Origin of the sequence: Aggregatibacter sp. HMT-949, from assembly GCF_041734645.1 — a bacterium.
GTDB lineage: Bacteria > Pseudomonadota > Gammaproteobacteria > Enterobacterales > Pasteurellaceae > Rodentibacter.
Genome location: NZ_CP162010.1, coordinates 972,006 through 996,496, shown reverse-complemented (window position 1 = coordinate 996,496; position 24,491 = coordinate 972,006). Strand labels below are relative to the sequence as shown.

Genomic DNA, 24,491 nt, shown 5'->3' with positions numbered 1-24,491 from the left:
CAATAACTTTTACGTAAAAGTTTAAATGTTTTCGTAAAAGTGTGATGTTAATCACAAAAACTATACGTATAACTATGAGAGTTTATGGTATTCTATTACAGGTTCAAATAAAGGAATAAAAGTAAAAAATGGAGTGGAAAAGTGAGTAAATACAAAGCGGTTTATAATGATATAAAAAGCAAAATAACCGATGGAATTTTACCGCCAAAGCAAGAATTACCCAGTGAAAGTGAGCTTATGCAAGAATATGGTTTTTCTAAAGACACCATTCGCAAAGCCCTTTCTCTGCTTGAAATGGACGGTTACATTCAGAAACAACAGGGGCGAACTTCTATTGTTCTCGAACATAATTTATCTACACCTCAACAGCTTTCCGAAATCAAAACCGTTGGGGAGCTGAATCGCCCTTTAACCCATCAAGTGAAAACAACCCTAACCAGTTTGTATATTGTGCAAGGGGAAGAAGAACTAATGCGGATCTTTAACGTAAATGACCAGATTGACTTTTACCGTATAGGTCGCGTTCGTGAAATTAACGGGGAAGCGGTGGAATACGAAGTCTCTTACTTTGATCGTCGTATTGTTCCTTTTATTAATCGTGAGATTGCGGAACAATCCATTTATCATTATTTAGAAAGTGAACTTGGTCTAAAAATTAGTTATTCACAGCGTGAAATTGCGTTTCGTTATGCCAATGAAGAAGAAGAAAGCACCATGGATCTAGGTGAGTATAATATGGTTGTGAATGTTACCAGCACCACTTATTTAGCCGACGGACGCCCATTTCAGTACGGTAGCATTAGTTATCGCCCTGATAAAATTACCTTTGCTTCCACTGCGAAGCGACATGTTTAAAAAAATAGCGCTTTTCTCTTCCGTAAAACAAAAAAGCTGAACCTATTCTGAGATTCAGCTTTTCTTTTATTTGTGAACGACTATCTGTGATTAGGCTAATTCCGCACGTAATTTCTTCGTGACATCCACCATCACTTTTAATGCCGCGATAGTTTCCGGCCAGCCACGGGTTTTTAGGCCGCAGTCCGGGTTGACCCATAAGCGTTCTTTTGGTACCACTTGTAATGCTTTGCGAAGAAGATGTTCGATTTCTTCTGCGGTCGGTACGCGTGGGCTGTGGATATCGTACACACCCGGGCCGATGTCGTTCGGATATTTGAAATCACCGAAAGCGGTAAGCAATTCCATGTCGGAACGGGAGGTTTCGATGGTGATCACGTCAGCATCTAGGGCGGCAATGGCCGGTAAAATGTCGTTAAATTCGGAATAACACATGTGTGTATGAATTTGTGTATCATCTTTACAACCCATTGAACTTAAACGGAAAGCTTCGCCAGCCCATTGTAAATAAGCATCCCAATCGGCACGTTTGAGCGGTAAACCTTCGCGGATAGCCGGTTCGTCAATTTGGATCACTTTAATGCCTGCTTTTTCTAAGTCCAACACTTCATCAGAAAGCGCCACGGCAATTTGTTTACACACCGTTGAACGTGGAATGTCGTTACGCACGAAAGACCATTGTAAAATCGTTACCGGGCCGGTCAGCATGCCTTTCATCACTTTGTTGGTGAGGCTTTGGGCATATTGCGACCAACGCACGGTCATCGGTTCCGGGCGGGTCACATCACCGTAAATGACCGGTGGTTTTACGCAGCGGGAACCGTAACTTTGTACCCAACCGAATCTGGTGAACGCAAATCCATCAAGCAATTCGCCGAAGTATTCAACCATGTCGTTGCGTTCTGCTTCGCCGTGCACTAACACGTCCAAATCTAATTTTTCTTGTTCACGTACCACAAATTCAATTTCTTTTTTCATTGCCGCTTCGTAATCCGCCAAGCTGAGATCGCCTTTTTTGAAGGCGGCACGGGCATGACGAATTTCCGTGGTTTGCGGGAAAGAGCCAATATTGGTGGTTGGCAATAACGGTAGATTTAACCACGCATTTTGTAATTTAATCCGTTCTGCAAATGGCGATTTACGTTGATCGGCATTTTTCGGCAGATTTGCCAAACGTTCCGCCACACAAGTACGATGGATTTCACGAGAGTTTTTACGCGCGTCAGCGGCTGCTTGGCTGGCATCAAGCTCTGCTTGCACCGCCTCACGTCCTTGCTCAAGTGCGGTTTTAATGACGCGTAATTCTTGAATTTTTTGTAAGGTGAATGCCAACCATTGATAAAGCTCCGGCTTGTTGGCTTGCAGTTGGGTTTCCACCGCCAAATCATAAGGCGTATGGAGTAGGGAACAGCTTGGCGCAATCCATAAACGCTCATCTAATTTCGCTTTTAATGGTTCAACCACATCTAACACTTGGTTTAAGTTCGCACGCCAAATATTACGGCCGTCAATTACGCCCACAGACAGGATTTTGTCATAATTTTCAAAAGCAGAAAGTTGTTCCGGCGCGCGCACCAAATCAATGTGGAGACCGGCTACCGGCAAGGATTTCAATAAATCCGCATGTTCTGCTACGGAGCCGAAATAGGTGGCAAGCAAGAGTTTGGCATTGACTTGTGCAGCAAACGTCGCATAAACCGCTTTATAAGCGGCAATCCATTCTGCCGGTAAATCAAGGGTTAAAGCCGGTTCGTCAATTTGAATGTATTCCACACCTTCAGCCACACCTTCAGCGGTTAATGCGTTTAAGATGTCCACATAAACCGGCACGAGTTTGTTTAACAAATCTAAACGATTAAACGACGCGCCTTTTTCTTTGCCTAACCAAAGGAAGGTTAATGGGCCAACGATAGTGGGTTTTACTTTGTGGCCGAGGGCTTTGGCTTCACAGATTTGTTGCACATAGTGCGCCGGGTTGGCTTTAAATTGAGTGTCCTTGTGGAATTCCGGCACAAGGTAGTGGTAGTTGGTATCGAACCATTTGGTCATTTCAATGGCAAATTGTGTTTTGTTGCCACGCGCCAATTGGAAATATTGGTCGAGCGTTAAGTTTTGACTGTCGAAGCCAAAGCGTGCAGGAATGGCGCCTGTTGCTACTTGTAAATCTAAAATATGATCGTAGAAAGTGAAATCTGCCACCGCCACGAAATCCGCATTCGCATTGGCTTGATGTTGCCAGTTAATTTCACGCAATTTTTTTGCAATGTCTAATAAATCGGCTTCAGCGATTTCACCGCGCCAGTAACGTTCTTGGGCAAATTTAAGTTCACGTTTTGCCCCTACGCGTGGGAAACCCGATAAATGAAATGTTGTCATGTTAATTCCTCATAAATGTGGTGATAAATAATTTAGACGTCTAAACGTCCGTGCGAACTTAGAATGCGTCAATTAAGCGCATTATGCAAATTCATTATTTTCACAAAATTTATGAAATATTTTAATTTTAAATGTTAAACGATAGCGATTTTTCACTGATATCGATTATTCGTCTGATACGATTTTACGAATCCCCACCGACTCATTGAACTCTTCAAATAGCACCGCATTGAAGCCTTGCGGCACAAGGAATGTTCCTAGGTTTAATTGAAAAAATTCGGCGATTTGGCTAAATCAATAAATTCTTTGTAACTCTAAAGAGGTGAATTATAATTTGTTATTTACATTAATATATAACGAATTATAATTTGCCGGTCTATATATTTTTATATAGCGTATCTAGTCTTAATTTTCTAAGGAAACAAAATGAAGAACCAACAGTTCAAGCTTAGTGTCTTGACCTTTGCTATTAGCACCGCATTGGTAGGTGCGGCTTACGCAACTACGCAAGAAACGCTCGATGAAATTAATGTAACCGCAGAACAACAAGTGAAACAATCGCTCGGTGTTTCGGTGATTAGCGAAAAAGATCTCGCGCGCAACCCGATCGAAAACGATGCGTCGGAAATTATTGCCAAACAACCCGGTGTGACATTAAGTACCAATGCGCCGGGCGGCGCGCGCGGTAATAAACGCCAAGTGGATATTCGCGCGATGGGGCCGGAAAATACCCTTATTTTAGTGGACGGAAAACCGGTTAAATCTCGTAATTCCGAGCGCTACGGCCGAAACGGTACGCGCAACACGCGCGGTGATACCAACTGGGTGCCGGCGGATGCGATTGAATCCATTGAAGTTTTACGCGGACCGGCAGCGGCGCGTTACGGTTCCGGCGCTATGGGCGGGGTAGTGAATATTAAAACCAAATCGCCAACAGAGGCATTTCACGGCAGTTTAAATCTTTACACCGAGCAACCGGAAGATCCTAAAGAAGGCGATACCAATCGCGTAGGCTTTAATTTAAGCGGGCCGTTAATTAAAGACGTGCTTGGTTTTCGTCTATATGGCAATCTTGCCAGAACTGATGCGGATGCGTTGGATTTGAATGCAAGCGAAAACGCCAACGCAAATACCATTAATGCCGGACGCGAAGGCGTGCGAAATAAAGATGTGGCCGGGCAACTGGTTTGGAATATGACGCCGGATCAAAAATTAACCTTTGATGCGAACTATAGTCGTCAAGGAAATATTTATAACGGTGATTCACAAAATGTGGCAATTTTGGTGCCCGGACCGAGAAATATTCGTAATAATTTAGCCGCGCGTAGGGCCGAAACATCAACGCTTTATCGTCAAAGTTACAGCCTGACTCATGAAGGTAAATGGGAAAATTTTGATAACCGTACTTATTTTACCTTTGAGCAAACCCGTAACTATCATTATCCGGAAGGATTATTAGGCAGTTATGAAGGCACTTATAACAGCGATATGAAGAAAACAATCGGTTTATTACGCAATTATCGTTTCAGTAATGAATTCTATATTCCGTTTACCACCGGCAATACGTCTCACATGTTGACGGTTGGCGTGGAAGCGTCCCGTTCAGAATTGAATGACGCGGCATCTATGATGGCGACGATGGAAACTTATGCATTTATTCCTTGGCTACAAAATCAAGGTCGTAGCGGCAAGGTATCACAAAACGAATATGCGGTCTTTTTAGAAGACAATATTTTGTTGTCGAACAATAAAACCATTGTAACGCCGGGAATGCGGTTCGATACGAGCACCAATTCCAAACCGAATTGGAGCCCTTCGGTAAACTTCTCGCATCAATTAACCGAAAATTGGAAATTGAAAGGTGGCGTCGCGCGTGCTTATAAAGCGCCGAACTTATATCAATCCTCGCCGAATTATTTGTTAATTAACGCAAGTAACGGTTGTCCGATTGATCGCGCGAATAATTGGAATAATCCGAATGCATTAAATAATACCGGCGGGACAGGAACTCCAAGCAACCCATTCGTCAACAATAATCCGGGTGGCTTTGATTGGGGACGCGCCTGTTATTTCCTCGGTAATCCGGACATTAAACCGGAAACCAGTTGGAATAAAGAAATCGGTATTGAATATGAAAATGCCGGCCGTTTATTCTCCCTTGCTTATTTCCACAATGATTATCGCAATAAAATCGTCTCAAACGGCGAATTTGTAACGACCATCGATGCACCGGCAGGCGGCTATAATCGCGAAATTCGCTCTCCTAATACACCGAATGGTGTACCGGTTTGGCGTAACTACACGGCAACTAACGTTTATCGTTGGGGCAACGCGAAACGAGCATTAATCGAAGGGGTTGAAGGAAATTTAACACTTCCGTTCTTTGATGAAATTTTGACGCTCTCAACCAATTTCACTTATATGATTAAAAACGTGAATAAAGATACGGGCAACCCAACGTCTATTGTGCCGAAGTACACGATCAATAGTTCATTAAATTGGAAAATTAATGATAATTGGGATGTGAATACTACTTACACGCGCTATGGCAGACAAAAAACGGTGAATAATCCGGAAAACTTCATGCAAGTGATTTATACCAATGGCAGAAGCTTAGTGAAACAATACGAGCTTGGTAGCTACGGGGTTTGGGGCGCAAATATCGGCTATAAATTTAACGAAAATTTCAGCACCCGCATCGGCGTTAGCAATATTTTAGATAAACGTATTTATCGTAATGCAAACACCGCCCGCACCTATAACGAACGGGGCCGCGCTTATTATGCTACGTTAAAATATAGCTTTTAGTTGTTAATTTATTGAACTCTCCAAATAGCACCGCATTGGAAGCCGTTTCAATGCGATGCTATTTTTTGAGTGCACCGGTAAGTGCGTTTGAAATTTTAGTGATTTTGAAAATGGCGAATTGAGTGGAATTTGTTTAAAACCGATATTTCCCTTTTCCTAATCCGTTGGCTTTTTTAATTATGCCGCTAGCCAGCATCTTGCGCAGCAATTCCGAGGCCGGAGAAGGGGTGAGTGAAAGATATTTGATTACGTCAGCACGTGAAAAAACGTTATCTTTAACGCATTGATATAGCGTTTGAACATGTCGTTTGGTTTTTTCTGAAAATGCAGAGCCCTCAAAGTAAATTGTTTTGTCCTGTTTTTCTTCTTCAATGTCCTGTTTTTCTTCTCCAATGTCCTGTTTTTCTTCTCCAATGTCCTGTTTTTCTTCTCCAATGTCCTGTTTTTCTTCTCCAATGTCCTGTTTTTGTTTTTTTAGATTTTGAAGATGGTTTGCATAATGAATATGAAGCTGCCGGTTGCTTAATACATAATTTTCATTAAGTAATAAGTTACGAATAAAAAGCACTAAATATTTTGCCGTTTCATAAATACCCTCGGTAATATTATTGTAATTTGCACGCACCAAAGCATTCCGAAAATACCAAGAATTCTCAGCAAAGTTATCATTGCTAACCTGAAAACCGAGTGTTTTTAGGTATTTGATAAAAAATACCGCAGTAGTGCGGGTATTTCCCTCTTCAAACACATGAATTTGCCATAATCGAGCAATAAAAAATGCTAAATGATCGATGGCTTCATCAATAGAAATCCCTTTGTAACTAAATTTTCGCTCTTGCGCGAGATCATATTCTAACGTTTCTTTCAATTCTAAGGCGCTGCCGTAAGAAATCGTATCGCCGTTTAAAACCCATTCTTTTTTCGTTATATTGAAAGTGCGAATTTTTCCGGCATGAGGGAATATGTCATTAAAAAGATATTTATGGATTGATAAATATTGCTGTGCATTAAAGGAAAAAGCCGGTTCTGACAATAAACGGGCAATACGAACTGCCACTTTGTCGGCCTCTTCCGTACGATCTTCATCATCAGAAATAGGGTTTTGCTGATAATATTGGCTTACCCAATTTTCAGCCGTTTCTATGGTGATTTCACCTTCAATATTTTTGATGGCGGTATTAATTAAATAATGAGAGGGTTTTAAACCGTCCACATCTTGTAAGCCTATGGCTGTTTGCCATGCGTAGCTTTTTTCTTTTTTTTCCGCATCAATATGGCGAATATATTCTGCAAAGGGATCTTTTATCATTATCTTAGAGTAAAAGTTCGGTGAAAATATGATGTAATTTTATCTTTATAATTTGCATTCAACAAATCTAACCTATAAAAAAACCGCACTTTAAAAAGTGCGGTTTTCTAGAACGAAATGATTGAATTATTTTACGCCGACCATAACAGAAGTGGCTTTGATGATGGCATAAGCTTCTTTACCTACTTCTAAACCTAATTCTTTAACGGCAGCTAAAGAAATAGTTGAAGAGATAACATTACCACCGCCGATATCAATGTGCACGATTGCATTTACAGAACCGTTTTCAATTGAAACAACTTTACCTTTTAATTGGTTTCTTGCACTAATTTTCATAACATTTCCTTTGTTGTTAGAAATAAAAAGGGAAGGGCATTGTAGCTATTCTTTGTACAAAAACAAAGCACAAAAACAAAGCATTTAAAAAATCACTTCAAAGGAGGTAGCCCTTGAAGAATTTGTTCGGCATTTTCTTTGCTTAGTGCATAGTTGTAATATTTTTTGTAGAAGGCCTGCGTTTTTGCCACCATATCCACGTCTTTAAATAAATTAGGGTGGAATAATTTGGCCGCCCATAACACTTGAAGCGCCTCTTCCGCACTGTAGCGATCCCAAGGGAAGGTACCGGTTGGGTTGACAAATACCCGTTTATTTTTCACCGCATTGACACCTTGCCAATTAGCATCTTGTAAAATTTTATCTACGCTGGCCTGTGCATCGGTACTACCAACAATAATCACATCAGGATTGGCTTTTAATACATCTTCCATGCTGACTTCGACTAAATTGGCTTGGTCCGGAAAGGCATTACGACCACCTGCCTTATTGACCCAATCGCCGATAATGGACTTACCGCCGTCAATTTTTAGCTGGTTGCTACCGCTGGAAATATGCAGTACGCTCGGTTTGTCTTGCTCCTTCACATCTTTCGTGCGCGCTTCCACAAACGCGATATTGCCTTCAAGTTCTTGAATATATTCTTGCGCAATTTTAGGTGCATTATCGCCAAGAACATCGGCTGTGATTTTTACCGTTTTCTTTAGTCCGTCAAAATTCTGAAAACTTACCAAAACACCGGTAAGTCCCGCTTGTTTTAATTCATCAAGCATTTTCGCATTTGAAAGTAATGCCACTTGCGGATTACGTTGTAACAATTCTTCCATTTGTACCGTTTGTCCGTTAGTCAATGCCGGTACATTTTTAATGTTCGGATAGACCTCGCCAAACCAAGGATTTTTTTGAATCACATCGGTGGTAGCGACTAATTTATCCGCACCGCCCAATAACAAGACGATTTGGTTGTTGGCGTGCCATAAATCTGCCACGCGCGTCACTTGAGTCGGAATTTCGATTTGATTGCCTTTGACATCCTGCACGATTTTGACTTCCTGCACATTTTTAGCATAAGCGGGAAGACTTAAAAAAGCGGCAAAGGAAAGGGCGATAAGACCTTTTTTTAACGTATTACGTAACATAGTTTCTCCTTAAAGGTGAGTGATTGCGCAAATTTCGCGTTGTAATTCCGGCACCGCAATCAAACGAAGATCCGTATGATACAGTGCGGTCAGATTTTCTTGCGTAATAATTTCCGGTGCGGTGCCCGTTTGTAGTTTGCCTTGTTCGTTTAAAATCGCCACACGACTATGAGGAAGGCTACTGTGTAAAAGCATCGGATGATCGGGATTATGGGTGGTCATGATGATGCTAAAGCCTTGCAACGACAATTCTTTTATCAGCGTCAAGGTTTTAAATACATTACCGTAATCCAGCGCGGAAGTCGGTTCATCGAATAAAATCAGCTGTGGCTGTTGCACCAAAATACGCGCTAAATTCACCAGTTGTTTTTCTCCGCCACTCATTTGCATATAAATTTTATCGGCAAAATGACGAATACTAAGCTTCTCCAATGCGTGATCGACCAAAGCAAAATCCATTTCGCTCGGCTTGTCAAATACGCCTAAATGCGCGGCGCGCCCAAGCACCACATAGTCACGCACTTTATATTGATAAGTTTGCGGACTATGTTGCGATACATAAGCGATTTTTTGTGCAATTTGTTTTGAAGTTAAGCGGTTGAGCGGTTGGTTTTCTAATAAAATTTGGCCGCTTTTAGGGCTGAGAAGCCCGGCGATACAGTTGAGCAATGTGGATTTTCCTCGTCCGTTGGCGCCGAGAATGGTTAATAATTCGCCTTGTTCAATCTGTAACTCAATGCCGTTTAATAAAGGGCGTTCTACATTGTGCCAAAAATGAAGATTTTGAATTTGTAACATGCGCAATCCTTAATCGACCACTTTTTGTTTAATGAGTACCCAAGCGAAGAATGGCGCACCGATAAAGCCGGTGAGAATGCCTAGCGGAATTTCTTGAACGTATAAATTACGTGCCAAAGTATCCACCATCAGCAAAAAAATTGCGCCGATTAAGGCCGCCATCGGTAAACTTTTCACGTTATTATCGCCGATAAATAAACGCGCAAGATGCGGGATCACTAATCCCAGCCAGCCGATGGTACCGCTTAAACACACGGCGGAAGCGGTCAGCAAGGTCGCCGCACAAACCATCATACCGCGTTCGAAACGAATATTCGCGCCGATAAGTTTCGCTTCACGATCGCCTAAAGAGAGAACATTAATGCGCCAGCGCATAGCGAGTAAAATAGCAGTTGTGAGGACAATAATCGGCGCAAGAATCATCAAGTTATCGTAGTTGGATTTAGTGAGGCTGCCGAGTTGCCAATAGACGATGTCAGCAAGTTGCGTTTCAGGATCGGCGAGGTATTTTATCAAACCAAGACTTGCCATCATAAAGCCGGAGACAATAATGCCGGATAGCACTAATACAATGGTGGAATCACGTTGAATCAAACGCGGTAAATTCATCGTCAGCAACACGGCAATCAAACCGCCCGCGAAAGCGAAAGTTTGCACGCCGAGCATTCCGGCGCCCATTAAAATCGCAATCGCCGCGCCTATGCACGCACCGTTTGATACGCCTAAAATATCCGGCGAAACCAATGGGTTACGAAAAATACCTTGATAAGTTGTACCTGCCACCGCAAGAGCGGCGCCGACCAAGATGGCGGCTAAAATGCGGGGTAGGCGAAGATTAAAAATAATATTGTGTTGAATTTCGTTTTGACTGTTGTTTAACAGCGTATCAATAACGTCTGAGGGAGGAATGGTGTAGCGTCCCCAAGAAAGGGAAAGCAGACAAAGCCCGACAAGTACGACCGAAAGGAACGGAAAATAAAAGGTGTTTTTCGTCATTTAGTGAGCAAAAGCGGTAAATTTTGAAGGGCTTCATTATATAGAAAAATATATTAAGATCTAGAAGTATTTGGCAGGGGAGTCGGAGAGTCAAAATAGCACCGCATTGAAGCTTGTCCGATAAGCTTTCAATGCGGTGCCAAAATGAAGTTACAAGCACTTCGCCGGTTTCGGCAAGCCGGCTAATTTGGTCGCTTGTTTGGCCGGGCCTTCGGGAAATAAACGTTGTAAATAACGGCTGTTGCCTTTATCGGCACCGAGCTTTTCTGCCATCGCTTTTACCAACATCCGAATCGCAGGAGAGGTGTTGTATTCTTGATAAAAATCGCGCACAAAATAAATCACTTCCCAATGGGCATCGGTCAGTTCAAGATTTTCCGCTTGCGCGATGGCACGCGCCACGTCTTCGTTCCATTGCGTGTGCTCGAGCAAATAGCCGTCTTTGTCGGTGGCCAATGCGGTGCTATTTTGGATGTTCAACATACTAATTCACTTCTTTGAAACGGATCATTTCATGCTCGGAAAAATCCATTTGTTCTTCATCATCAAGTTGCATTGGCGTGATGCGTTCTTGGTCAAACGCAATGTCGCCTTCAAGACCGTCTAATGTCTGGCCACGGTTGATGTTTTTAAAATTGAATAATTTTGGATCAAGCATATGTGACAGGGTGATATTTTGCATAGCGCCGAACATGGTTTCCAAGCGTCCCGGATATTGACGATCCCAAGTATTGAGCATTTCTTTCACAACTTGACGCTGCAAATTCGGCTGCGAACCACACAAATTACAAGGAATAATCGGGAATTGTTTTGCCTGCGCGTATTTCTCGATATCTTTCTCTTTGCAATACGCCAACGGGCGAATCACGATTTGTTTGCCATCATCGGAAATTAATTTCGGCGGCATGGATTTTATTTTTCCGCCGTAAAACATATTGAGAAAGAGAGTGGCAAGCATATCGTCGCGGTGGTGCCCCAATGCAATTTTAGTGGCGCCGAGCTCCGTTGCGGTGCGGTATAAAATGCCGCGACGCAAACGGGAACAAAGGGAACAGGTGGTTTTGCCTTCCGGAATTTTTTCTTTCACGATGCCGTAAGTATTTTCTTGTACGATTTTGTAATCTACGCCGATACTTTCTAAATATTCCGGCAGAACATGTTCCGGAAAACCCGGTTGTTTTTGGTCAAGATTTACCGCGATGATATCGAATTTTATTGGTGCGCTTTGTTGCAGATTACGCAAAATATCCAACAATGTATAACTGTCTTTACCGCCGGACAAACACACCATAATTTTGTCACCTTCTTCAATCATGCCAAAGTCGGCAATGGCATTGCCAACATTGCGGCGTAAACGTTTTTGTAATTTGTTGAAATTATAATTTTGCTTTTTTTCTAATTGAGTTAATTCGGTCATGTTTTTTTCGCTAATTTATGAAAAGCGCACATTATACGTGAAAAACAGGAAAAGTGCGGTTGCGCCAAAAGAAGATTTTTAAGATCCATGAAAAATCCTGTATAATCGGCCACAATTTTTTGTTCAATTTTAATGCGTTACAACTTCAATGATTGAAACCTCCCAAACAATTCCCGAACTCGTGTCTTGGGCGAAAGATCGCGAGTTTTCTTTGAATTTACCCACCGAACGCTTAGTTTTTTTGTTGGCGATTGCGATTTATAACAACGAACGTTTAGACGGCGAAATGCTGGAGGCGGATCTGGTGGATATTTTTCGCCATACGGCAAGTGCCTTTGAACAATCCGCAGATGCCATCGCGACACGCGCCAATAACGCCATTAATGAATTAGTGAAACAGCGCTTATTGAATCGTTTTAGCAGCGAGTTTACCGAAGGTTTAGCAATTTATCGTTTAACACCGCTCGGCGTAGGCGTATCCGATTATTATATTCGTCAGCGCGAATTTTCCGCTTTGCGCCTTTCCGTGCAACTTTCTATTGTGGCGGATGAAATTCAGCGCGCATCGGATTCTGCGGAAGAGGGGGCAACGAATAGCGAAAACGAACATTATTGGCGCCGCAACGTGTTTGCGCCGTTGAAATATTCCGTAGCGGAAATTTTCGATAGCATTGATCTTTCGCAACGCACGATGGATGAAAATCAGCAAAGCATTAAAGAAGAAATTGCCGAACTTTTAACCAAAGATTGGCAAGCGGCAATTTCCAGTTGCGAGCGTTTGTTAGATGAAACCTCCGGTAATTTACGCGAATTACAAGATACCTTAAATGCGGCGGGCGATAAGCTGCAAGCACAATTATTACGAATTCAAGATTGCGTCATCGGACGTGACGATTTGTATTTTATCGATCAACTGATTACGGATTTACAAGCCAAACTCGACCGAATTATCAGCTGGGGACAGCAAGCCATTGATTTGTGGATTGGTTACGACCGCCACGTGCATAAATTTATCCGTACCGCCATTGATATGGACAAAAACCGCGTATTTTCCCAACGTTTGCGTAATTCCATTCACCATTATTTCGATCATCCTTGGTTCTTATGGACGGCCCAAGCCGAGCGATTAGTGGATTTGCGCGATGAAGAAATGACGCTGCGCGAAGATGACGCGTTGGGTGAATTGCCGGAAGAATTACAATATGAATCTCTTTCCGACTTGCACGATCAAATTGTGGAACATATGCAAGGTTTATTAATTACATATCGGGAAAATAATCGCCCAATTGATTTGAGTTTGGTTTTAAAAACACAATTGGAAAATTATCCGATTTCCCGTCATTTTGACGTGGCGCGGATTATTGTGGATCAAGCTGTGCGGCTAGGTATGGCGAACGAGGATTTGTCGGGCGTTTATCCGAATTGGCAAAGCATTAATCAATGCGGTGCTGAAGTACAGGCTCATGTGATTGATAAATATTAAATTGTAGAGGCGAATTCCATTCGTTTTATCAGGATATAAATGCGGCAAATGCCATCATTTGCCACAATAAAAAGCAGAGAACAGAGAATGACAGACAACCTTCAAGATGTAATTTCCCCCAAACTTGCGATGGCAATTGCCAATCCGTTATTTCCGGCAGTGGATAGCCTGTTGCGGAGCGGTCGCCATATTGGCACGGAATATTTGGACAATCACGCTTTCTTAATGGATTTTCAAAATGAATTGGACGGTTTTTACCGCCGTTATAACGTAGAATTGATTCGTGCGCCGGAAGGCTTTTTTTATCTTCGCCCGAAAGCAACTACGCTGATTGCGCGTTCGGTGCTTTCCGAGTTGGAAATGTTGGTGGGGAAAGTGCTTTGCTATCTTTATTTAAGTCCGGAGCGTTTGGCGCAACAGGGGATTTTCAGCACGCAAGAAGTGTATGACGAATTATTAAACCTTGCCGATGAAGGAAAATTATTAAAGGCTGTGAATCAACGTTCTAGTGGTTCCGACTTGGATAAACAAAAACTTGCGGAAAAAGTGCGCGCCGCCATTGGGCGTTTGCGCCGTTTGGGGATGATTCAAACCGTAGGTGAACAAAATAGCGGCAAATTTACCATTTCCGAAGCCGTCTTCCGTTTCGGTGTGGAAGTGCGCAGTGGCGATGATGCCTTAGAAGCGCAAGCCCGCTTAATCCGCGATGGGGAAGCGGCTACGCCGGAGTCCTTGATGTTAGAAAAGCAAGCCCAAACCACCGAAAATGATGCCGAAAATACGGATGAAATTGACGAAGAATTTGACGGAGAACCAGCATAATGTCCGATATTTTAGAACGAGAAAATGAAATCGAATTAGAGCAAGAAGAAAACGTAATCGAGACTGATGCCGCCGAAGAAATCATTGAAACCGGCGTGCCCGGCATTGCGCAAAATAACGGCGTAGAACGTGGCAAATTTCGTTCTTTAACCTTAATTAACTGGAATGGCTTCTTTGCCCGCACCTTTGATTTAGACGAATTGGTCACCACACTTTCCGGCGGTAACGGGGCGGGTAAATCCACCACGATGGCCGGTTTTGTGACGGCATTAATTCCGGATTTAACGCTTCTCCATTTCCGGAATACCACGGAAGCCGGCTCTACAGGCGGTTCGCGCGATAAAGGGCTACACGGCAAATTACGTCCGGGAGTTTGTTACGCGGTATTGGATACGATAAATTCCCGTCATCAACGTATCCTTGTCGGCGTGCGTTTGCAACAGATTGCCGGCCGCGATAAAAAAGTGGATTTAAAAACCTTTTCCCTTCAAGGCGTCGAATTATCACAAAATCCGACCGCACTTTTCACGGAAACCGTAGGGGAGCGTCAAGCGCGCGTGTTAAATTTAACCGAACTAAAAGACAAAATCGAAAATCTCGGCGCGCAATTCAAGCAATACCATTCCATCACCGATTATCACGGAATGATGTTCGATCTTGGCATCATTCCGAAACGCTTACGTTCGGCATCGGACCGTAGCAAATTCTATAAACTTATTGAGGCCTCCTTATACGGCGGTATTTCCAGCGCGATTACACGTTCTTTACGGGATTATTTGTTACCGGAAAACCTTGGTGTGAAAAAGGCCTTTCAGGATATGGAAAGTGCGTTACGCGAAAACCGAATGACCTTGGAAGCCATTAAAGTGACCCAATCGGACCGCGATTTGTTCAAACATTTAATCACCGAAACAACCAATTACGTGGCGTCCGATTATATGCGTAACGCCAACGAACGGAGAGGCAATATCAGCACCGCATTGGAGTCGCGCCGCGACTGGTACCAAGCCAAGGCGGCGCAGGTTTTGTCGCAACATCGTTTCATTGATTTAAGTCGCGAAGCAGCGGAACTGGCCGAAAGCGAACACACGTTGGAAGTGGATCACCAAAGCGCGGTGGATCACTTAAATTTAGTACTGAATGCGTTACGCCATCAAGAAAAAATCAGCCGTTATCAAGAAGATGTGGCGGAGCTTTCCGAGCGTTTGGAAGAACAAAAAATGGTAGTTGAAAACGCCAACGAACAATTGGAAGAAAGCCAAGCACAATTCGAACAAACGGAAACCGAGATTGATGCGGTACGCACACAATTAGCAGATTACCAACAGGCGCTTGATGCGCAACAAACCCGAGCGCTTCAATATCAGCAGGCCATTGCTGCCCTTGAAAAAGCCAAAACCTTATGTGGTTTGGCGGATTTAAGCGTAAAAAATGCAGAAGATTATCAGACGGAATTTGCCGCTCATGCGGATGGCTTAACGGAACGCGTGCTTGAACTTGAGCACAAAATGTCGATTTCCGAAGCGGCAAAATCGCAGTTCGAGAAAGCTTATCAATTAGTTTGTAAAATTGCCGGCGAAGTGCCTCGTTCGAGTGCCTGGGAAAGCGCGAAAGCATTGTTGCGAGAATATCCGAGCCAAAAACTACAAGCGCAACAAACACCGCAACTGCGTGCGAAATTACATGAACTTGAACAACGCTATGCGCAACAACAAAGTGCGCTCAGATTACTCAATGATTTTAATCAACGTGCTCATTCACATTTAGAAACCGCTGATGAATTAGAAGATTATCATGCCGAACAAGAGGCATTGATCGAAGATATTTCTGCGGAACTTTCCGAACTGGTAGAAAGCCGCTCGACACTCCGTCAAAAACGTGAAAATTTAACCGCACTTTACGATGAAAATGCGCGTAAAGCGCCGGCTTGGTTAACGGCGCAAGCCGCCTTAGAGCGTTTAGAAGAACAAAGCGGTGAGCATTTTGAACACAGCCAAGATGTGATGAATTTTATGCAATCACAGTTGGTGAAAGAACGCGAATTGACAATGCTACGCGATCAGCTTGAGCAAAAACGTCAGCAGTTAGAGGAGCAAATTTCGCGTTTAAGTCAGCCGGACGGTTCTGAAGACGCGCGTTTAAATACGCTTGCCGAACGTTTCGGCGGTGTGTTGCTTTCCGAACTTTATGATGATGTGCCGATTGAAGATGCGCCTTATTTCTCCGCACTTTACGGTCCGGCGCGTCATGCCATCGTGGTGCGCGACTTGGATGCGGTGCGCGAACAGCTGATCGATTTAGAAGATTGTCCGGATGATTTATATTTAATTGAAGGTGATCCGGCGGCATTTGATGACAGTGTATTATCGGCGCAGGAATTAGAACTCGGCGTGGTGGTACAGGTTTCAGATCGTGAATTGCGCTACTCTAAATTTCCGGAAATTCCGTTATTTGGTCGTGCGGCGCGCGAAAAACACTTAGAAGAATTACAAGTTCAACGCGATGAAATTGCCGAAGAATATGCGCAAATCGCCTTCGACGTACAGAAATGTCAACGTTTGCATGAACATTTCAGTCAATTTGTCGGTTTACATTTAGCCCTTGCGTTCCAGCCAAATCCGGAAGAATTAATGGCGGAAGTTAACCGCGAACGCAATGAAATCGAGCGCGAATTAAACCAATTCAATAGCGGTGAGCAACAATTGCGCATTCAATTGGATAGTGCAAAGGAAAGAATTCAATTGCTCAATAAATTGATTCCGCAATTAAATGTACTTGCGGACGAAAATTTAATCGATCGCCTTGAAGAGTGTCGCGAGCAGTTAGATGTTGCCGAACAAGATGAACATTTTGTTCGCCAATACGGCGAGACGTTGTCACAATTAGAGTCGATGGCCGAGAGTTTACAAAGCGATCCGAAAAATTACGAAGGTTTAAAACAAGAATTAACCCAAGCCATTGAACGTCAAAAACAAGCACAACAACGCGTATTTGCTTTGGCGGATGTGGTGCAACGTAAACCTCATTTTGCTTACGAAGATGCGGGACAAGCAGAAACTTCCGAGCTTAATGAGCGACTTCGTCAGCGTTTAGAACAAATGCAAGCGCAACGTGACGCCCAGCGCGAACAATTACGCCAAAAACAAGCGCAATTTGCACAATACAATCAAGTATTTATTGGTTTGCAAAGCGCTTACGACAGTAAACTTCAGCTGTTAAAAGAATTGATTGATGAAATCGGTCAACTTGGTGTGCGTGCGGATGAAGGCGCAGAGGAGCGTGCTCGTATCCGTCGCGATGAATTGTATCAACAGCTGTCAACCAGTCGTCAACGTCGCGCTTATGTGGAAAAACAATTAACGTTGATTGAAAGCGAAGCGGAAAACTTAAATCGTCGAATTCGCAAAGCAGAACGCGATTACAAAACTCAACGCGAATTAGTGGTGGCGGCGAAAGCCAGTTGGTGCGTGGTGCTACGCCTATCGCGCAATGCCGATATGGAAAAACGCCTGAATCGCCGTGAATTGGCATATTTATCTGCCGACGAATTACGTTCTATGTCGGATAAAGCCTTAGGTGCATTGCGTACTGCCGTCGCGGACAATGAATATTTGCGCGACAGTTTGCGTGCGTCGGAAGACAGCCGCAAACCGGAAAATAAAGTACGCTTCTTTATTGCGGTATATCAACATTTACGCGAACGTATCCGCCAAGACATCATTAAAACCGATGATCCGATCGATGCCATTGAACAAATGGAAATCGAGCTTTCACGCTTAACCGCCGAATTAACCGGTCGTGAGAAAAAACTAGCGATCAGTTCCGAAAGTGTGGCGAATATTATGCGGAAAACTATACAGCGCGAACAGCACCGCATTCGAATGCTTAACCAAGGCTTACAGAATATTGCTTTCGGTCAAGTGAAATCAGTACGTTTGGTGGTCAATATTCGCGATACGCATGCGATGTTGTTGGATGCGCTTTCCGGCCAGCAAAACGAATATCAAGATTTGTTCAACGACAATCGGATGACCTTCTCAGAAGCTATGGCGAAACTCTACCAACGCATTAACCCGCATATTGATATGGGGCAACGCACCGCGCAAACTATCGGTGAAGAATTGTTGGATTATCGCAATTATCTTGAATTGGAAGTGGAAGTGTTCCGTGGTGCGGACGGTTGGCTGCGGGCGGAAAGTGGTGCACTTTCAACCGGTGAAGCCATTGGTACCGGGATGTCGATTCTGTTAATGGTGGTGCAAAGCTGGGAAGAAGAAAGCCGTCGTATTCGCGGTAAAGATATCGTGCCTTGTCGCTTGCTATTCTTAGATGAAGCCGCACGTTTGGATGGCAAATCCATCTCCACTTTATTTGAGCTTTGCGAACGTTTGGATATGCAATTATTGATTGCCGCTCCTGAAAATATCAGCCCGGAAAAAGGAACGACCTATAAACTGGTGCGTAAAATTGCCGGTAATCAAGAGCACGTTCACGTGGTCGGCTTACGCGGTTTCGGCGCCACGGAATAGAAAATACACGGAATAGAAAATAAAAGAGCAGTGCGGTCAAAAAATTTTTGAATCCTTCAAAATTATAGCTGTTGTACAAGGCTGAAATGACCTCACCAAACAGCACCGCATTGGAAGTCGCTTCAATGCGGTGCTGTTTTATGACTTGAACTCATACCTCAATCGGATGGTTTTGTGCATTGCGGCATAATACCGGGATTCTTGAGCGTAGTTTAATTATGTAAGGAACAAAAATGTATCATCTCATTCTCGCCATTCTTTGTAGCGTTGCGGTTTCCGTATTATTGAAAATTGCGCGCAAAAAAAATATCGTTATCGACCAAGCCATCGCATTTAACTATATTACGGCAATCACATTTAGCTATTTCCTGCTGAAACCGGATTTCAAAGGACTTGCATTTATTGATTACATCGCGCAAAGCGAAAGCATACTGATTTTCTTAGCATTAGGGATATTGCTCCCAACGGTATTTCTTATTATGTCGAAAGCGGTGGAGTTCGCCGGTATCGTGCGCTCCGACGCGGCGCAGCGTCTCTCCTTATTCTTACCGATTTTAGCTGCTTTTTTGATCTTCCACGAAACCCTAAGTCGGTCCAAAGTTCTTGGCATTACCTTCGCGTTTATCGGTTTATTTTGCTTATTAAGTAAGCCAAACCAAGACAAAAGTGTGATCAATTTTAAAGGGGTATTAGGACTTGTCGGCGTATGGTTCGGCTACGGCATTATTGATATTTTATTTAAACAAGTGGCCAAAAGTGGCGGGGCGTTCCCGGCTACCTTATTTATTTCATTTTCCCTTGCGGCTTGCTTGATGTTTATCTATTTATTATTAAAACGTACCCAATGGACGGTGCCAAGCGTATTCGGCGGTATTATGTTAGGCGTGTTGAATTTCTTTAATATTTTGTTTTACATCAAAGCACATCAAAGTTTCGGCGGTAACCCTACATTAGTTTTTGCCGGAATGAATATCGGCGTTATTTGCCTCGGTACGATTACCGGCGCGTTAATATTCAAAGAAAAAATTAGTAAACTTAATTGGTTGGGTATTATGTTTAGTTTGGCTGCTATTTTCAGTTTGTATTATTTAGATAAAATTATCGTATAAAAAAGAGGAATTATGACGAAAGATTTCAGCTTCTTTATTTACGATTACGAAAGTTTTGGCATTAGCCCGGCAAACGATCGCCCAGCGCAATTCGCCGGTATTCGGACAGACGCGGATTTTAATATTATTGGCGAGCCGGTAATGCTTTATTGCAAGCAAACCAATGACTATTTACCAACGCCCGATGCGGTGCTGGTGACGGGGATCACACCGCAGGAATGTAATGAAAAAGGTATATCTGAACCGGAATTTGCAACGAAAATCCTAGCAGAATTTTCTCAGCCAAACACTTGCGTGATGGGCTACAATAACATTCGCTATGACGATGAAATGACACGTTACACTTTTTATCGTAATTTTATCGATCCTTATGAATATAGTTGGAAAAACGGTAATTCACGTTGGGATTTACTGGATTTGGTACGGGCTTGTTATGCACTGCGCCCTGACGGCATAAATTGGGCTTTTGATGATGAGGGAATGCCGAGCTTTAAGCTGGAAAAACTAACAGAAGCTAATGGTATTGCTCATGAAAATGCGCATGATGCAATGTCCGATGTTTATGCAACCATTGCTATGGCGAAACTTATCAAAGAAAAACAGCCTAAAATGTTCCAATATTTCTTTGAAAATCGCGGCAAAAAGGAAATTGAAAAACTCATTGATACGGCAGAAATGACGCCGTTGGTGCATGTTTCGGGTATGTTAGGAAATTATCGTGGAAATTGTACTTGGGTTTCGCCGATTGCCTGGCATCCAAGCAATCAAAATGCCGTGATTGTGTGTGATTTAACCGGTGACATTGATAATTTGCTGGCAAAAAATGCAACCGAATTACGCGAAGATTTGTATACTAAAAAAAGCGACTTGGAAGAAAAGGGCGTTTCAGCGGTACCGTTAAAATTAGTTCATATCAATAAATGCCCGATTTTAGCTCCGGCAAAAACTTTATTACCTGAAAATGCCGAACGTCTGGGCATTAACCGTCAATTATGCTTAGAAAATTTAGCAAAATTACGTGCATCTTTTGATATTCGTGAGAAAGTCACGGATATTTTTACCGAAGCGCGTCAATTTGAACCAAGCGATAATGTTGAAACCGAGCTATACAACGGTTTTTTCAGCCATGCCGATAAAAATAATATGGCGATTTTACGCAGTTTACCGCCTGATAAATTAGCTGACTCCGGTTTGGCTTTTGAAGATAAACGCATTCCGGAGTTATTATTTCATTATAGAGCACGTCATTTCTACAAAACGTTAAACCGAGCGGAACAAGTTAAATGGCAGAAATATTGCCGACGTAAACTTGCGAAAAGCGCGGTTGATTTTGAGGAGCGCTTACAACGTCTTATTGAGGAGTATGCGAATAATCCGGAAAAGCTAGCGCTATTACAACAAGTTTATGAATACGGCGCCAAGTTGCTAGGTTAGTTTCGTGACAACATAACAAGATAAAATTTTATAACATAAAAAAAGCACATTCGAAGGAATGTGCTTTTTTCTTCTAAAGGGATTTACTCACATAATTTTCTTAAATTTTATCTGATTAGATAATCAAAAAAACATTATTCAATTTCCGCAATCACTTTATATACCAGTTAATAATTCACCAAAAATACGGTGAAGAAATGTCTTGAAATACCGTTTTATCTTGTTTGAATAGGATTTATCACTTGTGCATAAGTCTGTGATTTATTTAGCCCGTAGTTTTCACTTACCGGATAACTAATTCCGCATAATCAATATTATGTTAAATAAAATATATGGGGACGTCACTTTGTGAAATAATCTCTCCTCTTTATTGAAGAAAAAAATCAAGATTGATAAACGGGAATAAATTAAATTCACCTAAAAAAGAAAAAATTAAGCGAGTTTGCGGTACGTAAAATTTGAGTCGAAATTTTAAGATTTTGGCAAGGACGAAGAACTGTGACGTGGTCTTGCAATCATAAATATTTTTTAAGTAGGTAAATGAGAATAATTTATGTTGTTTTTATTATTGAAAATTAATGGTTTATGATTTTTTTTAAGAAAAATAACTTGCAAATTCTCATTTAACCCTCTAAAATGCGCAACGCAATTTGAGCTTTATTGTTTTATAAAACCGATATGGAAAGGAGTTAGTTATGCTTAATCAAGCAATTACAGACAAATTGAATGAACAGATTAACTTAGAGTTCTACTCTTCTAACGTTTATCTACAAATGAGTGCATGGTGTTACAAACACGGTTATGAAGGTGCTGCTGCATTTCTACTTCGTCATGCCGATGAAGAATTGGAACATATGCAAAAATTATTCCAATATGTGAGCGAAACCAGTGGTATGCCGCTTTTAGGCAAAATTGAAGCGCCTAAAAACGACTACAAAACGTTGAAAGAAGTATTTGAGACAACGTTACAACACGAAAAATTAGTAACATCCAAAATCAATGAATTGGTTGAAGTGACTTTTGCACACAAAGACTACTCTACCTTCAACTTCTTGCAATGGTATGTAGCGGAACAACACGAAGAAGAAAAATTATTCAATAGTATTATTGATAAATTTAACCTTCTTGGTGAAGACGGCCGCAGTTTGTACTTTGTTGATCGTGATTTAGCTACTTTATAATAAATAGGAGAAATAAAATGTTATCAAACAATGTGATTAAGCTGTTAAACGACCAGATGAATTTGGAATTTTATTCTTCTAACTTATATCTTCAAATGAGTGCTTGGTGTGAGCAACAAGGTTTTGAAGGTGCGGCAAAATTCTTATCCGCGCATGCTGCAGAAGAAATGCAACACATGCGCAAATTATTCACTTATTTGAATGAAACCGGTGCGCAAGCGATTATCAGTGCGGTTGAGGCTCCGTCTCATGAATATAATTCATTAAAAGAAATTGTTGAATTAACGTATCAACATGAAAAATTGATCACCAGTAAAATCAATGAATTAGTAGGTAAAACCTTTGAAGAAAAAGATTACTCTGCGTTCAACTTTTTACAATGGTACGTGGCAGAACAGCACGAAGAAGAAAAATTATTCAGTAGTATCTTGGATAAATTAAATCTTCTCGGTGAAGACGGCGAAGGTTTATTCTTAATCGATAAAGATTTAGGAAATCTTGCTACCGCCGGTTAAATTCGGTTGAAAAAAAGCTCGGTTTAAACCGAGCTTTTTTATAAGGCTTTTCAAATTATATACGTAAGAATTCATCTAACAAAATAGCACCGCATTGGAAGCGCTTCCAATACGGTGCTATTTTTATGCTTCAAGTCGACAAGCATTTTATCCGTTTATTTGATTTTCTTAATTTACCATTTTTCTAGCGCTTGTTTATCCGAAGTCCGTGCATCGATCCAACGTTCACCTTTGTCGGTTCGTTCTTTTTTCCAAAAAGGCGCTTTCGATTTTAGAAAATCCATAATGAATTCATTAGCTCGATAAGCCTCGCCACGATGCGAAGAACTCACACCGACCAGCACAATCTCATCACCGGTTTGTAATAAGCCGACACGATGAATTACCGCGACTCGTTGAATCTCCCAACGTTGCTTAGCCTCAGCAACAATTTCCTTTAACGCTTTTTCAGTCATTGCGGGATAGTGTTCTAAATAAAGGCTTGAAACGTCATCGCCTAAGTTAAGTTCGCGAACTTTACCGACAAAAATTACCGCAGCGCCTACTGAATTTTGCTCTGAAAGCCAATGATAAACCGCATTTTGGTCGAATTCGGCCTCTTGCACGGCAATTCGAATATCGTTCATTTATCCTCCCGTAACCGGTGGAAAAAAGGCGATTTCATCGCCAGACTTAATTGCACTCTCGAGTGGCATCAACGTTTGATTAATCGCCACAAGCAACTTTCCTTTTTCTAATGCCAACGCCCATTTATCTCCTTTTTGGCTTAAATGTTCACGTAACGCGTCTGCCGTTGCAAAATCTTGTTCAAGCACAATTTCATCAATACCGATTAATTCACGGGTTTGAGCAAAAAATAATACTTTTAACATATGATTTTTCCCTTTTCCTAGTGATTCTCGGCCATAAAGTGACCGGATTTTCCACCGCGTTTTTCAAGCAGGCGCACATGCTCGATCACCATGTCTTTTTGTACTGCTTTGCACATATCGTAAATAGTCAATGCGGTGATGCTGGCAGCGGTCAATGCCTCCATTTCCACCCCGGTTTTACCGGTGAGTTTGCAAAAGGATTCAATGCGCACCTGGTTGCTTTCAACTAAAGGTTCAAGGCTGACTTCCACTTTAGAAAGCAACAGCGGATGACATAACGGAATCAACTCCCAAGTACGTTTTGCCGCTTGAATACCGGCGATACGTGCCGTGGCGAATACATCGCCTTTGTGATGTTGTCCGTTTAAAATCATGGATAAGGTTTCTTGTGACATGGTCACCAAGGCTTCGGCACGCGCTTCGCGTACGGTTTCCGACTTGCCGGAAACATCCACCATGTTAGCCTCACCTTGGCTATTGATATGGGTAAATTGGGTCATATTGGATACGAG

Annotated in this window: 20 protein-coding genes; 9 read left to right on the top strand and 11 right to left on the bottom strand. The window is 42.2% G+C overall.

Annotated features, from left to right (window positions below; translation table 11 throughout):
- The first annotated feature begins 141 nt into the window (after positions 1-141).
- Positions 142-855: a UTRA domain-containing protein gene (locus AB3F25_RS04625; RefSeq protein ID WP_373602729.1), complete on the top strand. Its 714-nt coding sequence runs from the start codon at positions 142-144 to the stop codon at positions 853-855.
- Between the two features lie 90 nt (positions 856-945).
- Here AB3F25_RS04625 and metE read toward each other — a convergent pair whose 3' ends face one another.
- Positions 946-3,231 (bottom strand): 5-methyltetrahydropteroyltriglutamate--homocysteine S-methyltransferase, encoded by a 2,286-nt coding sequence (metE, locus tag AB3F25_RS04620; protein ID WP_373602728.1) that lies wholly within the window; start codon positions 3,229-3,231, stop codon positions 946-948.
- A 426-nt stretch (positions 3,232-3,657) separates the two neighbouring features.
- Between metE and AB3F25_RS04615 the strand changes: the two genes are divergently transcribed.
- Complete coding sequence (locus AB3F25_RS04615; RefSeq protein WP_373602727.1) at positions 3,658-6,039, top strand: FepA family TonB-dependent siderophore receptor; 2,382 nt, start codon at positions 3,658-3,660, stop codon at positions 6,037-6,039.
- 133 nt (positions 6,040-6,172) lie between these two features.
- Here the strand turns inward: AB3F25_RS04615 and AB3F25_RS04610 are convergent, their stop codons facing one another.
- From AB3F25_RS04610 to ttcA, 7 genes are all read right to left on the bottom strand, one after another.
- On the bottom strand, positions 6,173-7,348 hold the full coding sequence (locus tag AB3F25_RS04610; protein WP_373602726.1) for a Fic family protein: 1,176 nt from the start codon (positions 7,346-7,348) through the stop codon (positions 6,173-6,175).
- Between the two features lie 126 nt (positions 7,349-7,474).
- Positions 7,475-7,684: a TOBE domain-containing protein gene (locus AB3F25_RS04605; protein ID WP_373602725.1), complete on the bottom strand. Its 210-nt coding sequence runs from the start codon at positions 7,682-7,684 to the stop codon at positions 7,475-7,477.
- Between the two features lie 92 nt (positions 7,685-7,776).
- Complete coding sequence (locus AB3F25_RS04600; RefSeq protein ID WP_373602724.1) at positions 7,777-8,823, bottom strand: ABC transporter substrate-binding protein; 1,047 nt, start codon at positions 8,821-8,823, stop codon at positions 7,777-7,779.
- 9 nt (positions 8,824-8,832) lie between these two features.
- Positions 8,833-9,621, bottom strand: a complete 789-nt coding sequence (locus AB3F25_RS04595) for an ABC transporter ATP-binding protein (protein ID WP_373602723.1) — start codon at positions 9,619-9,621, stop codon at positions 8,833-8,835.
- A gap of 9 nt (positions 9,622-9,630) precedes the next feature.
- Positions 9,631-10,617: a FecCD family ABC transporter permease gene (locus AB3F25_RS04590; protein ID WP_373602722.1), complete on the bottom strand. Its 987-nt coding sequence runs from the start codon at positions 10,615-10,617 to the stop codon at positions 9,631-9,633.
- Positions 10,618-10,767: 150 nt separating this feature from the next.
- Positions 10,768-11,100: a TusE/DsrC/DsvC family sulfur relay protein gene (locus tag AB3F25_RS04585; protein ID WP_373602721.1), complete on the bottom strand. Its 333-nt coding sequence runs from the start codon at positions 11,098-11,100 to the stop codon at positions 10,768-10,770.
- 1 nt (position 11,101) lies between these two features.
- Positions 11,102-12,034 (bottom strand): tRNA 2-thiocytidine(32) synthetase TtcA, encoded by a 933-nt coding sequence (ttcA, locus tag AB3F25_RS04580; RefSeq protein ID WP_373602720.1) that lies wholly within the window; start codon positions 12,032-12,034, stop codon positions 11,102-11,104.
- A 148-nt stretch (positions 12,035-12,182) separates the two neighbouring features.
- Between ttcA and mukF the strand changes: the two genes are divergently transcribed.
- From mukF to ftnA (AB3F25_RS04545), 7 genes are all read left to right on the top strand, one after another.
- Positions 12,183-13,517: a chromosome partition protein MukF gene (gene mukF / locus AB3F25_RS04575; RefSeq protein WP_373602719.1), complete on the top strand. Its 1,335-nt coding sequence runs from the start codon at positions 12,183-12,185 to the stop codon at positions 13,515-13,517.
- Between the two features lie 87 nt (positions 13,518-13,604).
- Positions 13,605-14,339 carry a chromosome partition protein MukE gene (gene mukE / locus AB3F25_RS04570; protein ID WP_373602718.1) on the top strand — a complete coding sequence of 245 codons (735 nt, stop codon included), beginning with the start codon at positions 13,605-13,607 and terminating at the stop codon, positions 14,337-14,339.
- A complete protein-coding gene (gene mukB / locus AB3F25_RS04565; protein WP_373602717.1) occupies positions 14,339-18,868 on the top strand; it encodes a chromosome partition protein MukB in 4,530 nt (1,509 codons plus the stop codon). Before mukE ends, mukB begins: the two co-directional genes overlap by 1 nt.
- 233 nt (positions 18,869-19,101) lie before the next feature.
- Positions 19,102-19,977 carry an EamA/RhaT family transporter gene (locus tag AB3F25_RS04560; protein WP_373602716.1) on the top strand — a complete coding sequence of 292 codons (876 nt, stop codon included), beginning with the start codon at positions 19,102-19,104 and terminating at the stop codon, positions 19,975-19,977.
- Positions 19,978-19,989: 12 nt separating this feature from the next.
- The gene (gene sbcB, locus AB3F25_RS04555; protein WP_373602715.1) at positions 19,990-21,411 is read left to right on the top strand and encodes an exodeoxyribonuclease I; all 1,422 of its coding nucleotides are present in this window, start codon (positions 19,990-19,992) and stop codon (positions 21,409-21,411) included.
- 695 nt (positions 21,412-22,106) lie between these two features.
- Positions 22,107-22,592 (top strand): non-heme ferritin, encoded by a 486-nt coding sequence (gene ftnA / locus AB3F25_RS04550; protein ID WP_373602714.1) that lies wholly within the window; start codon positions 22,107-22,109, stop codon positions 22,590-22,592.
- Positions 22,593-22,609: 17 nt separating this feature from the next.
- Complete coding sequence (gene ftnA / locus AB3F25_RS04545; RefSeq protein WP_373602713.1) at positions 22,610-23,107, top strand: non-heme ferritin; 498 nt, start codon at positions 22,610-22,612, stop codon at positions 23,105-23,107.
- A gap of 173 nt (positions 23,108-23,280) precedes the next feature.
- Here ftnA (AB3F25_RS04545) and moaE read toward each other — a convergent pair whose 3' ends face one another.
- Genes moaE through moaC form a run of 3 tightly spaced genes read right to left on the bottom strand, consistent with a single transcriptional unit; the run spans position 23,281 to position 24,479 of the window.
- Positions 23,281-23,733 (bottom strand): molybdopterin synthase catalytic subunit MoaE, encoded by a 453-nt coding sequence (gene moaE / locus AB3F25_RS04540; RefSeq protein ID WP_373602712.1) that lies wholly within the window; start codon positions 23,731-23,733, stop codon positions 23,281-23,283.
- Complete coding sequence (moaD, locus tag AB3F25_RS04535; RefSeq protein ID WP_373602711.1) at positions 23,734-23,979, bottom strand: molybdopterin synthase sulfur carrier subunit; 246 nt, start codon at positions 23,977-23,979, stop codon at positions 23,734-23,736.
- 17 nt (positions 23,980-23,996) lie between these two features.
- Entirely contained in the window at positions 23,997-24,479 is a 483-nt protein-coding gene (gene moaC / locus AB3F25_RS04530; RefSeq protein WP_373602710.1) for a cyclic pyranopterin monophosphate synthase MoaC, read from the bottom strand.
- Positions 24,480-24,491: the final 12 nt, after the last annotated feature.

Excerpts from the sequence above, each read along its gene's own strand:
- metE (WP_373602728.1), bottom strand. The coding sequence starts at position 3,231 with ATGACAACATTTCATTTATCGGGTTTCCCACGCGTAGGGGCAAAACGT.
- AB3F25_RS04615 (WP_373602727.1), top strand. The coding sequence starts at position 3,658 with ATGAAGAACCAACAGTTCAAGCTTAGTGTCTTGACCTTTGCTATTAGC.
- AB3F25_RS04610 (WP_373602726.1), bottom strand. The coding sequence starts at position 7,348 with ATGATAAAAGATCCCTTTGCAGAATATATTCGCCATATTGATGCGGAA.
- AB3F25_RS04605 (WP_373602725.1), bottom strand. The coding sequence starts at position 7,684 with ATGAAAATTAGTGCAAGAAACCAATTAAAAGGTAAAGTTGTTTCAATT.
- AB3F25_RS04600 (WP_373602724.1), bottom strand. The coding sequence starts at position 8,823 with ATGTTACGTAATACGTTAAAAAAAGGTCTTATCGCCCTTTCCTTTGCC.
- AB3F25_RS04595 (WP_373602723.1), bottom strand. The coding sequence starts at position 9,621 with ATGTTACAAATTCAAAATCTTCATTTTTGGCACAATGTAGAACGCCCT.
- AB3F25_RS04590 (WP_373602722.1), bottom strand. The coding sequence starts at position 10,617 with ATGACGAAAAACACCTTTTATTTTCCGTTCCTTTCGGTCGTACTTGTC.
- AB3F25_RS04585 (WP_373602721.1), bottom strand. The coding sequence starts at position 11,100 with ATGTTGAACATCCAAAATAGCACCGCATTGGCCACCGACAAAGACGGC.
- ttcA (WP_373602720.1), bottom strand. The coding sequence starts at position 12,034 with ATGACCGAATTAACTCAATTAGAAAAAAAGCAAAATTATAATTTCAAC.
- mukF (WP_373602719.1), top strand. The coding sequence starts at position 12,183 with ATGATTGAAACCTCCCAAACAATTCCCGAACTCGTGTCTTGGGCGAAA.
- mukE (WP_373602718.1), top strand. The coding sequence starts at position 13,605 with ATGACAGACAACCTTCAAGATGTAATTTCCCCCAAACTTGCGATGGCA.
- mukB (WP_373602717.1), top strand. The coding sequence starts at position 14,339 with ATGTCCGATATTTTAGAACGAGAAAATGAAATCGAATTAGAGCAAGAA.
- AB3F25_RS04560 (WP_373602716.1), top strand. The coding sequence starts at position 19,102 with ATGTATCATCTCATTCTCGCCATTCTTTGTAGCGTTGCGGTTTCCGTA.
- sbcB (WP_373602715.1), top strand. The coding sequence starts at position 19,990 with ATGACGAAAGATTTCAGCTTCTTTATTTACGATTACGAAAGTTTTGGC.
- ftnA (WP_373602714.1), top strand. The coding sequence starts at position 22,107 with ATGCTTAATCAAGCAATTACAGACAAATTGAATGAACAGATTAACTTA.
- ftnA (WP_373602713.1), top strand. The coding sequence starts at position 22,610 with ATGTTATCAAACAATGTGATTAAGCTGTTAAACGACCAGATGAATTTG.
- moaE (WP_373602712.1), bottom strand. The coding sequence starts at position 23,733 with ATGAACGATATTCGAATTGCCGTGCAAGAGGCCGAATTCGACCAAAAT.
- moaD (WP_373602711.1), bottom strand. The coding sequence starts at position 23,979 with ATGTTAAAAGTATTATTTTTTGCTCAAACCCGTGAATTAATCGGTATT.
- moaC (WP_373602710.1), bottom strand. The coding sequence starts at position 24,479 with ATGACCCAATTTACCCATATCAATAGCCAAGGTGAGGCTAACATGGTG.